Below are 15271 nucleotides of genomic sequence, written 5' to 3'. Positions count from 1 at the left end.
AGCAGGATCCCGCATGCCGTTCACCGCCAAACCGCTTTCCGGTCTGAAAGTCATCGAATTGGGTACCTTGATCGCCGGCCCGTTTGCTTCGCGCATTTGCGCTGAGTTCGGTGCCGATGTGATCAAGATCGAATCCCCGGACGGCGGTGATCCATTGCGCAAATGGCGCAAATTGTATGAAGGCACTTCGTTGTGGTGGTTCGTCCAGGCGCGCAACAAAAAGTCCCTGACCCTCAATCTCAAGCACCCCGACGGTCAGGCGATCCTGAAACAGTTGCTCGGTGAAGCCGACATTCTGATCGAGAACTTTCGTCCCGGCGTCCTGGAAAAACTCGGCCTGGGCTGGGACGTCCTGCACGCCTTGAACCCGAAACTGGTCATGGTGCGGCTGTCGGGTTTCGGCCAGACCGGCCCGATGAAAGACCAGCCCGGCTTTGGCGCGGTCGGTGAGTCCATGGGCGGCCTGCGCTACATCACCGGCTTCGAAGACCGGCCACCGGTGCGCACCGGCATTTCCATCGGTGACTCGATTGCCGCGCTCTGGGGCGTGATCGGCGCGCTGATGGCCCTGCGTCATCGCGAGGTCAACGGCGGCCAGGGGCAAGTGGTGGACGTGGCGCTGTATGAAGCCATTTTCGCCATGATGGAAAGCATGGTCCCGGAATTCGACGTGTTCGGCTTCATCCGCGAACGCACGGGCAATATCATGCCGGGCATCACCCCGTCCTCGATCCACACCAGCGCCGACGGCAAACACGTGCAGATCGGCGCCAATGGCGACGCAATTTTCAAACGCTTCATGCTGATCATTGGCCGGGAAGACCTCGCCAATGACCCTCTGCTTGCCAGCAACGATGGCCGCGATGCGCGGCGCGACGAGATCTATGGCGTCATCGATCGCTGGGTCAATTCACTGCCGCTGGACAGGGTGCTGTCGCTGCTCAATCAGGCCGAGGTGCCGGCGAGCCGGATCTTCAGCGCCGAAGACATGTTCAATGATCCTCAGTACCTGGCCCGTGAAATGTTCCTGCAGGCCAAACTGCCGGACGGTAAAGACTTCAAGATGCCGGGAATCGTGCCGAAACTCTCAGAGACACCCGGTGAATGTGAATGGGTCGGGCCACAACTGGGTGAGCACAACGCACAGGTACTCCAGGAACTTGGCTATGACGCGACGCAGATCGCACAGTTGCGCAAAGACGGAGCCATCTGAACTGAGGCGCCTGCCTGCATGGGTCATTCGGTACTGCCCGTCTCGCGCTGGCAGCTTGCTTTGCGTGCTGGCGACCTTGCTGCTGCTCATTGAACCGGTCCCGTCAGCCCTGGCGCAATCCAGGGAAACCCTGATCTGGCTAAAACGCGACCTGCCGCCACTGACGATCTTCGACGGACCGAAAAAGGGCCAGGGCGTCATCGATCAACTGCTTCCCCTGTTGATTGCCGGCATGCCGCAGTACCAGCACAGCGTGATGAGGGTCAATCGCGCGCGCGGACTGCAAATGCTTCACGAACCTTCCCTCGTCTGCGACGCGGCGCTGAACTGGAGCAAGGAACGGGAACAGTGGATCGCCTTTTCCATCCCGGTCTTCCGTGCCATGAGCAATGGCCTGGCCGTGCGGCGCGTTGACCAGAAGGTACTGGCCCCCTTTATCGAGGATGGCGAAGTGGACCTTGCAAAGCTGCTCGCCAGCGGCAACGAAAAACTGGGGATCATCGCCGAGCGCAATTACGGCGAATACCTCGACGGGCTGCTCAAGCAAGCACCCGCCGACGTGCTGACACCTCATTACGGCGACGACGCCTTGGGCAGCCTCCTGCAAATGCAGCGCCTTGGGCGTTTGCGCCTGCTGTTGGGGTATCGCCCGGAGATCCGCTACCAGGCTTCGCTGCAAGGCATCGCCGAGGATGAATTACAGTTCTATCCAATCCGTGGCACGGGCAAATACCTGTCCGGCTACATCGGTTGCACCGACACGCCAAAGGGCCGACAGGCCATTGCCGAAATCAATCAGGTGCTGCGCACCCTGCCCCGCGAGCGCCTGGACGAGGCTTATGCCGCCTGGCTGGATCCGCAAAGTCGCAGCGAGTACCTGAAGGACAGCAAGGCGTTTTTCGACAATCTGACGCAACCATGATCAATCCCGGGCAAAAAGAAACCCCGAGAAGTGGGGAAACGACTCGGGGTTAAACGTGGCCTGCTTGGAGACCAGTAGCAGCAAGCTACAAGCACCGGAGCACAATGCTTGATCCTGCTGTTACGAAGTCTGACTGACCTGGGCGCGGGAAGGTTCCCACAAAAATCCGTTCAATTGCGGCTGGCCAGAAGCCTGTCCCGGGCAGCATTACGCAATGCCGCGATGACACAAGGCTCAATGCGTCCTTCAGCGATCAGTACGTCGCGATGCAAACCGTCGACCACATCCGTCAGCAGGCGCTTGTCATTCAACTGGGCCTGATTGAACTCGCGCTCGACCACGGTCGCGCCAATAGCATTTTTCAGGGTCACCCGACATTCGCCACGAATGCCTGACGGGGTCAATGTGACCTGATACGGGCTCAGCGCTTCACCGAGCAACAGACTGATACTTTCCATCCCGATCACCACTCAATAGTCCGAAAACAACGTGCCTGGGGCATGCCTGCAACAGATGACCACTTGCCCGAGAAGAAAGCTCTGGAGACTGACCGCAGGGGAACCTGTCGTGCAGTCAAGAGAGCATGCACGGCGAACATGACAGAGAAAAAACCCGGCCGTCACGTTTGTCGGGTGCGCCGGGCGATGTCGGCCCAGCCTCCCAACAAGCCTTTCATCTGGCCATCCGCCGTGTAAAACGGCACTGTCCACTGGTAGATATCCCTGACACCCTCCTTGAACAGCAATTGACGTTCGAAGAAACGTGCCCTGCGCGTACTCAACTGCGCTATGAACTCGGCATGCAGCAGTTCCGCGGTTTGTCTGGGCATGACATCGACCTCGATCAACTGCCGTCCCTGCATCCGGTCAAAACGTGTCGATAAGGCGTCCTCATAACTTTTGTTGCACATGATCAAACGCCCTTGCAGGTCACGGATAAACATCGGGTCAGGCATGGCATCCATCAGGGCATGCTGGAATGTGAGCTGATCGTGCAGGTTCCTTTGGGCCTCGACCCGCTGCCTGACGACCACCGCCAACCGCCGGTTCCAGAGCAGGGACAACAGGCCGAACAGGCTGAGCACAAACATGCCCCAGCAGACCCACTGGTCAAGCCGCTGCCAGAGGCCAGGCGCCTGTGCCGTGGTAGCGCCACCGAACCACTTGCGGCGAAGATCGTGCAGCTCCTGAGCAGGAAAGGCCTCGAGCGCCTTGTTGAGGATGCTCAGCAACTGCGGCTGACCCTTGCGCACCGCCAGATAATCCGCATCCCATTTGTACGGCACCACAGATCCGATCTGCAGCCGGCCCGACGGAAAAAGCTGGGCGCCGATTTCGCTCTCGATGGTGGCATAGGCTTCTCCGCTTTCAACCCAGGCACGGGCTTCGGCGTAGGTCTTGACCGAACGCAATTCAATGGACGGAAAATCGCGACGGATCATCGCTTCCAGTGCATGCCGGGTCGGCAGCACCAGCACCCGCTTCGCCAGATCCTCCAGCGACTGCACCGGCGGTACCCCGGCCAATCCGACAAAGACCCATCCTGCACCGCCGTACGCATGGCTGAAATCGAGAAACGTCCGGCGTTCGTCATTCATTGACAGCAAGGTGCTCAAATCCGCCGCACCGCTTTCCAGACGAGCCAGCATCTGATCAACGGAAAAAGACTCTTCGTAAACAAACTGCAACCCCGTCATGTCACTGATGCGCTTGAGCATGTCACTGTTCATGCCCGTCCATTGACCATGCTCATCCTTGAAGAGGTACAACGGGTATTCCAGTGCCGTGACCACGACCCGTGGATGGCTGGCTATCCACTGCAGCTCCTGGTCATCCAGCACGACCGCTGAACGTGCAACCGTCTTCCCACGCTCCTGAATCGATGCAGGGCTTGCCGCTCCCCATTCGGCGACTCCCACGATGCCGAATAAAACCAGCCAGCGCGCGACTGGCTTGAACACACTTGTAAACCGCATTCCCATGTCCTTGGTGATCCACTCGCCTGTCCCTTCGCGGCGAGAACACGTCAAGTGTGCATGCAGAAATGAAAAAGCCCGTCAGGAGACGGGCTTCAAAATGTTACAGCACTGACCGGTTACAGCGGCTTGCCACGGTTGCCATGCTGGCTGACAAAGGCCTGCACGGCCTTCAGGTCATTTGGCAATACGGTGCAACGTTCGTCTCGCTCAAACAAATCAGAAAGATGTACAGGCAGTTCGAGAGCTTTTCCTACACCGGCTTTTTCCACGGCGTCCGGGAATTTGACCGGGTGGGCGGTACCCAGGATCACCATTGGAATGTCCAGGCTACGACGACATTCGCGTGCAGCTTTCACCCCGATGGCAGTGTGCGGGTCGAGCACTTCGCCGGTCTGCTCGTAGACTTCGGCGATCGTTTCGCAGGTTTGCGCGTCATCCACGGCCAACGAGTCGAACAACTTGCGGGCTTCGGTCCAGCGCTCTTGCTCGACGCTGAAACCACCGCCCTGCTTGAATGAATCCATCAGTCCGGCGATTGCCGCACCGTTGCGGCCATGCAGGTCGAACAGCAGGCGTTCGAAATTCGACGACACCATGATGTCCATGGACGGCGACAGCGTGGCGTGCAGGGTTTCCTTGACGTACTGGTTACCGCTCATGAAGCGGTGCAGGATGTCGTTGCGGTTGGTGGCGACGATCAACTGGTTGATCGGCAGGCCCATGTTGCGTGCCAGGTAACCGGCGAAGATGTCGCCGAAGTTGCCGGTCGGCACCGAGAACGCCACCGAACGCGCCGGGCCGCCCAACTGCAGGGCTGCGTGGAAGTAGTAAACGATCTGGGCCATGATCCGCGCCCAGTTGATCGAATTCACGGCGACCAGGCGAGTGCCCTTGAGGAAGCCCTGGTCGGCAAAGCTGGCCTTGACCATTTCCTGGCAGTCATCGAAGTTGCCTTCGATGGCAATGTTGTGGATGTTCTCACCGAAGATGGTGGTCATCTGCCGACGTTGCACCTCGGACACGCGGTTGTGCGGGTGCAGGATGAAGATGTCGACGTTTTCGCAGTGCTTGCAGCCTTCGATGGCGGCCGAACCGGTGTCACCGGAGGTAGCGCCGACGATCACCACGCGCTCGCCGCGCTTTTCCAGCACGTAGTCAAGCAAACGACCCAGCAGTTGCAGGGCGAAGTCCTTGAACGCCAGGGTCGGGCCGTGGAACAGCTCCAGCACCCATTCGTTACCGTTCAGCTGACGCAGCGGTGCAACGGCGCTGTGGGCGAACACGCCGTAGGTTTCTTCAAGGATTTTCTTGAAATCAGCGTCTGGAATGCTGCCGGTGACAAACGGGCGCATGACGCGGAAGGCCAGCTCGTGATATGGCAGACCGGCCCAGGAAGCGATTTCCTCCTGGGTGAAACGTGGCAGGTTTTCCGGGACGTACAGACCGCCGTCGGTGGCAAGGCCTGCCAGCAGGACGTCTTCGAAATTCAGGGCCGGTGCCTGGCCGCGGGTACTGATGTAGCGCATGTTTTCAAACCTTCGGTTTGAGCTTCAGGCTTCAAGCTTCAAGCTGCAAGCTGAGCGTCACTGGCTTCTGGCTTGCAGCTTGGAGCTGATAGCTTGTAGCTGTTTTAGTTAAGGTGCTCGACACGGATCCGAACGACCGGACTGACCACACCCGCCAAGGCTTCCAAAGCAGCGATGGCATCGTTGATGTGCTGTTCCAGCACGCGGTGGGTCAGCAGGATCATCGGCACCAGGCCGTCGTGCTCCTCGGCTTCCTTCTGCATGATCGACTCGATGTTGATGCCGCGCTCCGAGAGGATGCTTGCGACCTGAGCCAATACGCCCGGATGGTCCTTGGCCTGAATGCGCAGGTAATAGGCGCTTTCACAGGCTTCGATCGGCAGGATCGGGTGAGCCGACAGCGAATCCGGCTGGAACGCCAGGTGCGGCACGCGGTTCTCCGGATCGGACGTCATGGCACGGACCACGTCCACCAGGTCGGCGATCACCGACGAAGCAGTCGGCTCCATGCCGGCGCCAGCGCCGTAGAACAGGGTCGAACCGGCGGCGTCACCATTGACCATCACCGCGTTCATCACGCCGTTGACGTTGGCGATCAGGCGATCGGCCGGGATCAGCGTCGGGTGCACGCGCAACTCGATACCGGCCGCGGTGCTGCGCGCCACGCCCAGGTGCTTGATGCGGTAACCCAGCGCTTCGGCGTAGTTCACGTCAGCGGTGGTCAGCTTGGTGATGCCTTCGGTGTAGGCCTTGTCGAATTGCAGCGGGATGCCGAACGCGATGGAGGCCAGGATCGTCAGCTTGTGAGCAGCGTCGATCCCTTCAACGTCGAAGGTCGGATCGGCTTCGGCGTAACCCAGAGCCTGGGCTTCGGCCAATACGTCCTCGAAGGTGCGACCCTTCTCGCGCATTTCCGTCAGGATGAAGTTGCCGGTGCCATTGATGATGCCGGCCACCCAGTTGATACGGTTGGCGGACAGGCCTTCGCGGATCGCCTTGATCACCGGGATGCCACCAGCCACCGCCGCTTCGAACGCAACGATCACGCCTTTCTCGCGTGCCTTGGCGAAAATTTCATTACCGTGAACAGCAATAAGCGCCTTGTTCGCGGTGACCACATGCTTGCCATTCTCGATGGCCTTGAGTACCAGCTCGCGGGCAACGGTGTAGCCGCCCATCAGCTCTATAACGATGTCGATCTCAGGGTTCGTGGCCACTTCGAAGACATCGTTGGTAATCGCAATACCGGTCGTTTGGAACTGAGGCTTTGGCGTGCGAATGGCAATTTGTGCCACTTCGATCCCACGCCCGGCACGACGAGCAATTTCCTCGGCGTTGCGCTGAAGTACGTTGAAGGTACCGCCACCGACGGTCCCTAACCCACAGATGCCTACTTTGACCGGTTTCACTGTGAACTCCCCATAAAACGGCCGACTCAAGGCCGGCCGTGAAAACAGCCGCATGCTCGCGGCTCTCTATTAATGGCCCGGCGATGTCGCTGCCGGACCATGATCGTCAATGGCTGCCCGTGACGATGCGAATTTACTTCGCGCCCAGCGCCAGTTTGGCGACTTGTGGCGCAGGCTGGTAGCCCGGAATGACCTGCCCGTCGGCCAAAACGATGGCCGGTGTGCCGTTCACGCCGATCGACTGGCCGAGTGCGTACTGTTTGGAAACCGGGTTATCGCACTTGGCGGCCTTGATTTCCTTGCCGTCGACCATTTTGTCCATGGCCGCTTTCTTGTCTTTCGAGCACCACACGGCTTGCAGTTGCTCATCACCCGGCGAGCCCAGGCCCTGGCGTGGGAATGCGACATAACGCACTTCGATGCCGCGCTTGTTCAGCTCCGGCACTTCGGCGTGGAGTTTGTGGCAGTACGGGCAGGTGGTATCGGTGAATACGGTGATGTGCGACTTGGTTTCGCCAATGGCCGGGTACACCACGGTTTCTGCAACCGGAATATCGTTGATCAGCTTGGAGATGCCCAGGCGCTCGGTCTTCTCGGTCAGGTTGACCGGCTTGCCGTCCTTGAGATCGAACAGGTAGCCCTGCACCACGTACTGGCCGTCGGCGCTGGCATACAGCACACGGCTGCCCTTGAGCTTGACTTCGTACAGGCCGGGCATCGGGCTGGCGGTGATAGTCTCTACCGGCACTTCGAGCTGGAGGTTTTCCAGGCTTTTACGAATGGCTTTGTCGGCCGCGTCATCGGCGACGGCAAAGGTGCTGACCAACGCAATGGCTGCGGCGGCGAAAATCTGGGTCAGACGCATGAGAACTCCTGAAGGCGAACATATGGGACGATCAGAACGCCCGTGCCGAAACACCGGGTCATAACCGCCCATCGTGCAAACCGGTCAAGCCTATCACATAAGATTCCTGTGGCGAGGGGGCTTGTCGGATCGCCACAGGCTCGTATTCCATTTGAAGCACTGAATCACCCCCGTGGATGGTGTTTGGCATGCAGATCCTGCAACCGCGCCCTGGCGACGTGTGTGTAAATCTGGGTGGTCGACAGATCGCTGTGACCAAGGAGCATCTGCACCACCCGTAAATCGGCGCCGTGGTTGAGCAAGTGTGTGGCGAAAGCGTGCCGCAGCGTGTGCGGCGACAGCGACTTGCCAATCCCGGCGACCTTGGCCTGGTGCTTGATCCGATGCCAGAAAGTTTGCCGCGTCATCTGCTCGCCACGCTGGCTGGGAAACAGCACATCGCTGGGACGTCCGCCAAGCAGTTCGCTGCGGGCATCACGCATGTAGCGCTCGACCCAGACAATCGCCTCCTCGCCCATCGGCACCAACCGCTCCTTGCTGCCCTTGCCCATCACGCGCAGCACCCCCTGGCGCAGGTTGACCTGCTCCAGGGTCAGGCTGATCAACTCCGTCACCCGCAGACCACAGGCATAAAGCACTTCGAGCATCGCCCGGTCACGCTGGCCGATGGCTTCGCTGAGGTCCGGTGCAGCCAACAGCGCGTCTACGTCGGCTTCCGACAAGGATTTGGGCAATGGCCTACCCAGTTGCGGCATATCGATGCGCAGGGTCGGATCGACGGCGATCAGCTTTTCCCGCAACAGATAGCGATAGAAGCCACGCACGCCAGAGAGAAACCTTGCCGTTGAACGGGGCTTATAGTTTTGCTCCAGGCGCCAGGCCAGGTGATCGAGGATCAACTCGCGTCCGGCGTTGATCGGCTCCAGGCCTTTTTCCTGCAGCCAGCCATTGAACAGAGCCAGGTCACTGCGATAGGCATCGCGGGTGTTGTCGGAAAGGCCTTTCTCCAGCCAGAGGGCGTCGAGGAACTGGTCTATCAGGGGATGATCAATGGCAGGCATAAAGGCTCAGGCAAGACCGGCAACACGGTCAACGAAGATAAATCGCAGGCAACAAAAAAGCAGCCCGCAGGCTGCTTTTTTTGCATCGGAAGCTGGACTTAAGCCAGTTTTTCCTTGATGCGAGCTGCTTTACCCGACAGGTCGCGCAGGTAGTACAGCTTGGCTTTACGTACGTCACCGCGACGCTTGACAGCCATGCTGTCGATTTGCGGGGAGTAGGTCTGGAAAGTACGCTCTACGCCAACACCGTTGGAGATTTTACGAACGGTGAATGCACTGTTTACGCCGCGGTTACGCTTGGCGATAACAACACCTTCGAACGCTTGCAGACGCGAACGGTCGCCTTCCTTCACTTTCACCTGAACGACAATGGTGTCGCCCGGGGCAAAGGTAGGGATCTCTTTGGTCATCTGCTCTGCTTCGAGTGCAAGGATGATTTTGTTAGTCATGCTGTGCTCCTAAGGTAAATCGTCGGATCTACCATCGATACGTTGTTAACTATCGTCCCGCTCGCGGATGTATTCCTCGAGCAGCTTCTTCTCTTCTCCAGAAAGCGAGCGGCTTTCCAGAAGATCGGCGCGTCGTTCAAAGGTCCGACCAAGGGACTGCTGTAAACGCCAACGCCGGATGTGCGCGTGATTGCCACTTAGCAATACGTCGGGAACACGCTGATCCGCATACACCTCCGGTCGGGTGTAGTGCGGGCAATCCAGCAAACCATCCGTAAAGGAATCTTCCTCGGCGGAGTCCGCATGCCCTAAAGCTCCAGGCAGCAGTCGTGTAACCGCATCGATCAGGACCATCGCCGGCAGCTCGCCGCCAGACAGTACATAGTCGCCAATCGACCACTCTTCATCGACATGAGCATCAATAAAACGCTCGTCAATGCCTTCATAGCGGCCGGCAATCAGGATCAATGCATCCAGATTCGCCAACTCGCGTACCGCCGACTGAGTCAGCTGGCGGCCTTGGGGCGACAGATAAATTACCTTCGCCGCCTCCCCGGCTGCTGCCTTGGCCTGAACCAGAGCATCTTCCAGGGGCTTGATCTTCATCACCATGCCCGGACCACCGCCAAACGGGCGATCGTCCACAGTGTGATGTCGATCCGTCGTGTAGTCTCGCGGATTCCAACAGGTGAGCTGCAAGAGCCCCTGTTTCACCGCACGACTGGTGATGCCGTACTCGCTGATGGCAGAGAACATCTCGGGAAACAGACTGATCACTTCTACGCGCAAGTTAGCCACGCTTAGAAATCCGCGTCCCAATCCACTTTCATCTCGCCTGCTGCCAGGTCGACGGCCAACACGCATTGCTCGGTATAGGGCAACAGGCGTTCGCGATCATCCAGGCTGCCAGCGCAAGGCTTGACCACCATGACATCGTTCGAGCCGGTCTCCAGCAGGTGATCGATCTTCCCGAACAGTTGCCCGAGGGTGTCGATGACCTTGAGACCTTCCAGCTGGTACCAGTAGTACTCGCCGTCGGTCAGTTCAGGGAACAGGTTGCGCGGCACGCAGATCTCATAACCGGCCAGAAGACGAGCTTCTTCACGATCATCAAGACCCTTGAGCTTTGCGACCAGGAACTTGTCATTCCCGCGTCCGCTGACCAGCTCTACCTGCTTTACATTGCCGTCACGCTTGAGCGTCCAGGTTTTGTAATCCAGCAGGTTCTTAATCGGATCAGTAAAGGAGTACACCTTCACTTCGCCGCGAACGCCGTGAACAGAATAAATCTTGCCGATAACGATCAAATCATCAGCAATGGCTGGCGTCGCGTTCATATTGCTCAGGCCGCAGCCTTAGCAGATTCCTTCAACAACTGAGCAACGCGCTCAGAAGGTTGTGCACCAACGCTCAGCCAGTAGGCTACGCGCTCTTGGTTCACGGACAGACGAACTTCCTGACCACGGGCAACAGGGTTGAAGTAGCCAACCTGTTCCTTGTGCGAACCGTCGCGCGGGTTGCGGCTGTCGGTTACGGTCAAGTGGTAAAACGGGCGCTTTTTGGAGCCGCCAAGGGCAAGACGGATTGTTAGCATGTGAACATCGTTCCTGTAGTCGGTGCTGCAAATCTAAAGGCACAGCGGGCATGGGTGCCCGAAAGGCCGCATATTCTAAGGAATATCCGGACTTTTGCAAATGACTTTTTCCGGCGGTCTATCGGCCGCCATGCAGATTTGCTATAGAGCCGTCGTTGAAAACGGCCGGTCAGCTCCCGCCAAGTGCGGGTTTGCTGTGTATCCCACGTCCGTGTGGGTTAGCGCCGGTACGACGACCGGCGCGAATTCGTGTGTCCTTTCTCGCCAATACGCTCACATTTTGGCGAGTGACTGGTGCCCTCAGGCAAGGCGCCGCGACGAGTCATAGCCCGCTATGGCGAGGAGCGGCAACGCCGCATGAGGGCACCAGACGCCGCCAAAAGTGAGCAGTATTGGCGTGAAAGGACACTATATTTTGGGCATGCCGCCGCCGGGTAGCATTCCGCCCATGCCGCGCATCATCTTGGCCATTCCGCCTTTTGCAGAGAATTTCTTCATCATCTTCTGCATCTGCTTGTGCTGCTTGATCAAGCGGCCGATGTCCTGCACCTGTGTGCCGGAACCCATGGCGATCCGGCGCTTGCGCGAACCGCTGATCATCTCGGGATCGCGACGCTCGGCCGGGGTCATGGAGTTGATGATGGCTTCCATCTGCTTGAATTGCTTCTCTGCCGCACCCTGGGCGTTGCCCATTTGCGCCAGGTTCACGCCACCCATGTTCGGCAGCTTGTCCATGAGCCCGCCGAGGCCGCCCATGTTCTTCATCTGTTGCAGCTGATCGCGGAAGTCTTCGAGGTCGAAGCCCTTGCCCTTCTTCAGCTTTTTAGCAAGCTTGTCGGCCTTGTCCTTGTCGAGGGTCGCTTCGGCCTGCTCGATCAGGCTGAGCACGTCGCCCATGCCGAGGATGCGCGAGGCGATACGCTCAGGGTGGAACGGATCGAGCGCTTCGCTCTTCTCGCCCATACCGATGAACTTGATCGGCTTGCCGGTGATGGCGCGCACCGACAGCGCGGCACCGCCACGGGCGTCGCCGTCGACCTTGGTCAGGATCACGCCGGTCAGCGGCAATGCATCGCCGAAGGCCTTGGCCGTGTTGGCGGCGTCCTGGCCGGTCATGGCGTCGACAACGAACAGGGTTTCGACCGGGTTGATCGCGGCGTGCAGGGCCTTGATCTCGCCCATCATCTCTTCATCGATGTGCAGGCGACCGGCGGTGTCGACGATGACCACGTCGATGAATTTGAGTTTTGCTTCCTTAATAGCCGCATTGGCGATGTCGACCGGCTTCTGGCTCAGGTCCGACGGGAAGAAGGTCACGCCGATGTCGTTGGCCAGGGTTTCCAGTTGCTTGATCGCCGCCGGACGGTAAACGTCGGCGGACACGACCATGACCGACTTCTTCTTGCGCTCTTTAAGGAAGCGCGCAAGCTTGCCGGCGGTGGTGGTTTTACCAGCGCCCTGCAAACCGGCCATGAGGATGACCGCTGGCGGCACTGCGCTCAGGTTCAGGTCTTCGTTGGCCGCGCCCATCAGGCTTTCGAGCTCGGCCTGGACGATCTTCACGAAGGCCTGGCCCGGCGTCAGGCTGCGCGACACCTCGGTACCGACGGCACGCTCCTTGACCGAATTGACGAAGTCCTTGACCACCGGCAGGGCGACGTCGGCTTCGAGCAACGCCATGCGCACTTCACGCAGGGTGTCTTTGATGTTGTCTTCAGTCAGCTTGGCCTTGCCGGTGACATGGCGCAGCGTCTGCGAGAGACGGTCGGTTAAGTTTTCAAACATTGCGCGATCCTTTCAGGCCCTGTGTAGACCGGGATAATGGCGGCCCGGACCGGACTAAACGTGTGCTCGGCGAGCCTGCGGCGTGGGCAGGTCGCGGATTATAGCGAAGACTGTGGCCGGCGGACACCTCGCCGTCGGGTTGCGCGGTCTTTCGTGTGGCAGGGGTTCTATGCCAAACTCAGCGACTTTCGGGCTTGCCTAACAGGATTTATGCTCCCCTTGTCACCCAGCTTGCTAACTACCCTCGCCGCCGCCTGCTTGTATGCCGCTGCGACCATTTACCAGGGCACTCACCTGGCGTCCGGCGCCAAGGTCAACAAACGCCTGCTGGTCATGCTCGGCGTGCTCGCCGTCTTGGCCCACAGCGTCAGCCTGCTCACCCACCTGCTGACTCCGACCGGCCTTGCCCTGGACTTCTTCAGTGCCGCCAGCCTGATTGCCGTGGCGGTCATCGCACTGACCCTGCTGGCCTGCTCGCGGATTCCGGTAGAGAACCTGCTGGTCCTGCTGTTTCCGCTTGGAGCCCTGACCGTGATGCTGGCGCACTTTGCCCCCGCCGGCACGGTACAGGTCATCGATGAGGAGCCGGGCATCCTCGCCCACATCCTGCTTTCGATTCTGGCCTATGGCATGTTCACCATCGCGGTGTTCCAGTCCTTGCTGCTGCTGGTCCAGGACCACCAGCTCAAGCACAAGCACCCCTCCGGGCTGATCAAGAACTTCCCGCCGCTGCAAACCATGGAAAGCCTGCTGTTCGGTTTTCTCTGGGCCGGCTGGACGCTGTTGTCGCTGTCGCTGATTTCCGGCTGGCTGTTCGTCGAGAACCTGTTCGCCCAGCATCTGGTGCACAAAACCCTGCTGGCCTGCCTGGCCTGGGTCGTGTTCAGCGTGCTGCTGTGGGGGCGCAATCGCCTCGGCTGGCGCGGGCACAAAGCCATTCGCTGGACCCTGGCCGGCTTTTGCCTGCTGATGCTGGCGTATTTCGGCAGCAAGCTGGTTCGTGAATACATCCTGCATATCTGACGGGCGGCATTAATGGACGACTTGCCCATAGGGCCGATGCTCGCGGTACTGACCCTGCTGGTTTTATGGTCGGGGCTGTTTACCGCCATCGAAGCGGCGCACCAGCATTTGCTGGCCCAGCGCACTGCAACGCGTTCCAGCGACAAACCGGTGGCGAAACTCAGCTTCCCCCTGGCCAGCCTTATTTTTTGCAACACACTGTGCCGCGCACTCGTGGTGGTCATCAGCACCTTGCTGGCCATTTTCACCTGGGCCGAGAACGGCCCGTGGGTCGCCTGCCTCGGGGCGGGCGCCATGCTGCTGGTGTTTTCCGACTACTTGCCGCGCACCCTCGCCGCTCGCTATCCGGATGCGATCCTGGCCCAGGGCAACAACCTGCTACGGTTGCCACTGAAAATCATCTATCCCGCGGCATGGCTGCTCACCAGCATCAGCCGCTTGCTGACGCGTCCATTTGTCCGTAAAGCCAAAGTGGTGCAACAAAGTGAGGACGAAGCGCTGACGGAACGGCATGCGCCCTCCGAAACCGTAAGCCGCCCTCACGCGCTGCCAGGCATCCACGCACTGGACAACATCACCGTCAATGACATCCTGGTACCGCGCAGCGATGTGGACGGCATCAATCTCGATGACTCCATCGAAGAAATCATCGAACAATTGCGCCACAACAAGCGTACGCGCCTGCCGGTGTTTCACAGTGATATCAACCAGGTCGAAGCCGTCCTCAACACCCGGCACATCCTGCACTTGTTGCCCGATGCGAGCCTGACCAGGAAAGCCTTGCTGGCGGCCAGTCACGAGCCGTACTTCGTGCCGGAAAGCACCCCGCTGCAGTTGCAACTGCTCAACTTCCACAAACAGCAGCGACGCCTGGGCATGGTGGTCGATGAATACGGCGAAGTGCTGGGCATCGTCACCCTGGAAGACATTCTCGAAGAAATCGTCGGCGAGTTCGAAAGCCAGCACAGCCTGGACAACCCGCACATTCATCCGCAAGCCGACGGACGCCTGGTGATCGACGGCGCCGCGTCCATTCGCGAGCTGAACAAGAGCCTCGGCTGGCACCTGCCCAGCGATGGCCCGAAAACCCTGAACGGCTTGGTCACCGAGGCCCTGGAGACTATTCCCGATAGTGCGGTGTGCCTGAAGATCGGCCGGTATCGCCTGGAAATTCTCGAGACCGAGGACAACCGTGTCACGCGGGTGCTGATCTGGCAGACCAGCTCGATGCCTGTGGTTATCTAAAACCCGACACAAATCCCCATGGCCACTCAAGCCACTTGTTCGATAGTTAGCCACCTTCCTATAATCGAAGCGCTTACCCAAGCCTCGCCGGCCCCGTGCTTAACCCGCACCTCGCAGCTTCCGGCCTGTCCACCCGCAAAGCCTGCAACGAACCGACGACTGTTCCTACCTTGAACAGCGACCGTGCCTCCACCCACATCC

15 protein-coding genes are annotated in these 15271 nt (G+C 59.4%); 4 read left to right on the top strand and 11 right to left on the bottom strand.

Annotation, left to right across the window (positions count from 1 at the left end; genetic code table 11):
* Positions 1-13: 13 nt before the first annotated feature.
* Positions 14-1213: a CaiB/BaiF CoA transferase family protein gene (locus Q8X48_RS00930; protein WP_126047387.1), complete on the top strand. Its 1200-nt coding sequence runs from the start codon at positions 14-16 to the stop codon at positions 1211-1213.
* Positions 1167-2135, top strand: a complete 969-nt coding sequence (locus Q8X48_RS00925; protein WP_126047389.1) for a TIGR02285 family protein — start codon at positions 1167-1169, stop codon at positions 2133-2135. Before Q8X48_RS00930 ends, Q8X48_RS00925 begins: the two co-directional genes overlap by 47 nt.
* A 170-nt stretch (positions 2136-2305) precedes the next feature.
* Here Q8X48_RS00925 and Q8X48_RS00920 read toward each other — a convergent pair whose 3' ends face one another.
* From Q8X48_RS00920 to ffh, 11 genes are all read right to left on the bottom strand, one after another.
* Entirely contained in the window at positions 2306-2593 is a 288-nt protein-coding gene (locus tag Q8X48_RS00920) for a DUF3509 domain-containing protein (protein ID WP_126047391.1), read from the bottom strand.
* A gap of 161 nt (positions 2594-2754) precedes the next feature.
* The gene (locus Q8X48_RS00915) at positions 2755-4110 is read right to left on the bottom strand and encodes a transporter substrate-binding domain-containing protein (RefSeq protein WP_407799184.1); all 1356 of its coding nucleotides are present in this window, start codon (positions 4108-4110) and stop codon (positions 2755-2757) included.
* A gap of 119 nt (positions 4111-4229) precedes the next feature.
* Positions 4230-5639, bottom strand: coding sequence for a threonine synthase (gene thrC / locus Q8X48_RS00910; protein WP_007971289.1), 1410 nt, complete (start codon positions 5637-5639; stop codon positions 4230-4232).
* 104 nt (positions 5640-5743) lie between these two features.
* Entirely contained in the window at positions 5744-7048 is a 1305-nt protein-coding gene (locus Q8X48_RS00905) for a homoserine dehydrogenase (RefSeq protein ID WP_407799183.1), read from the bottom strand.
* Between the two features lie 133 nt (positions 7049-7181).
* Positions 7182-7913 carry a bifunctional protein-disulfide isomerase/oxidoreductase DsbC gene (gene dsbC / locus Q8X48_RS00900; protein ID WP_015096703.1) on the bottom strand — a complete coding sequence of 244 codons (732 nt, stop codon included), beginning with the start codon at positions 7911-7913 and terminating at the stop codon, positions 7182-7184.
* A gap of 164 nt (positions 7914-8077) precedes the next feature.
* The gene (gene xerD, locus Q8X48_RS00895) at positions 8078-8974 is read right to left on the bottom strand and encodes a site-specific tyrosine recombinase XerD (protein WP_095965481.1); all 897 of its coding nucleotides are present in this window, start codon (positions 8972-8974) and stop codon (positions 8078-8080) included.
* 98 nt (positions 8975-9072) lie between these two features.
* The gene (gene rplS, locus Q8X48_RS00890; RefSeq protein WP_003175895.1) at positions 9073-9423 is read right to left on the bottom strand and encodes a 50S ribosomal protein L19; all 351 of its coding nucleotides are present in this window, start codon (positions 9421-9423) and stop codon (positions 9073-9075) included.
* Between the two features lie 45 nt (positions 9424-9468).
* Entirely contained in the window at positions 9469-10221 is a 753-nt protein-coding gene (trmD, locus tag Q8X48_RS00885; RefSeq protein WP_007897583.1) for a tRNA (guanosine(37)-N1)-methyltransferase TrmD, read from the bottom strand.
* Positions 10222-10223: 2 nt separating this feature from the next.
* Positions 10224-10760, bottom strand: coding sequence for a ribosome maturation factor RimM (gene rimM, locus Q8X48_RS00880; RefSeq protein ID WP_008053499.1), 537 nt, complete (start codon positions 10758-10760; stop codon positions 10224-10226).
* A 5-nt stretch (positions 10761-10765) separates the two neighbouring features.
* Entirely contained in the window at positions 10766-11017 is a 252-nt protein-coding gene (gene rpsP / locus Q8X48_RS00875) for a 30S ribosomal protein S16 (RefSeq protein ID WP_007972721.1), read from the bottom strand.
* Positions 11018-11425: 408 nt separating this feature from the next.
* Positions 11426-12802, bottom strand: coding sequence for a signal recognition particle protein (gene ffh / locus Q8X48_RS00870; RefSeq protein WP_217836289.1), 1377 nt, complete (start codon positions 12800-12802; stop codon positions 11426-11428).
* Positions 12803-13012: 210 nt separating this feature from the next.
* Between ffh and Q8X48_RS00865 the strand changes: the two genes are divergently transcribed.
* Complete coding sequence (locus Q8X48_RS00865; RefSeq protein ID WP_015096706.1) at positions 13013-13825, top strand: cytochrome C assembly family protein; 813 nt, start codon at positions 13013-13015, stop codon at positions 13823-13825.
* 12 nt (positions 13826-13837) lie between these two features.
* Entirely contained in the window at positions 13838-15070 is a 1233-nt protein-coding gene (locus Q8X48_RS00860) for a transporter associated domain-containing protein (protein WP_126047397.1), read from the top strand.
* Positions 15071-15271: the final 201 nt, after the last annotated feature.

This window comes from Pseudomonas sp. QLc11A (genome assembly GCF_052112305.1).
GTDB lineage: Bacteria > Pseudomonadota > Gammaproteobacteria > Pseudomonadales > Pseudomonadaceae > Aquipseudomonas > Aquipseudomonas laurylsulfatiphila.
The sequence above is the reverse complement of the archived record's forward strand: the minus strand, read 5'-3'. Positions and strand labels throughout refer to the sequence as shown.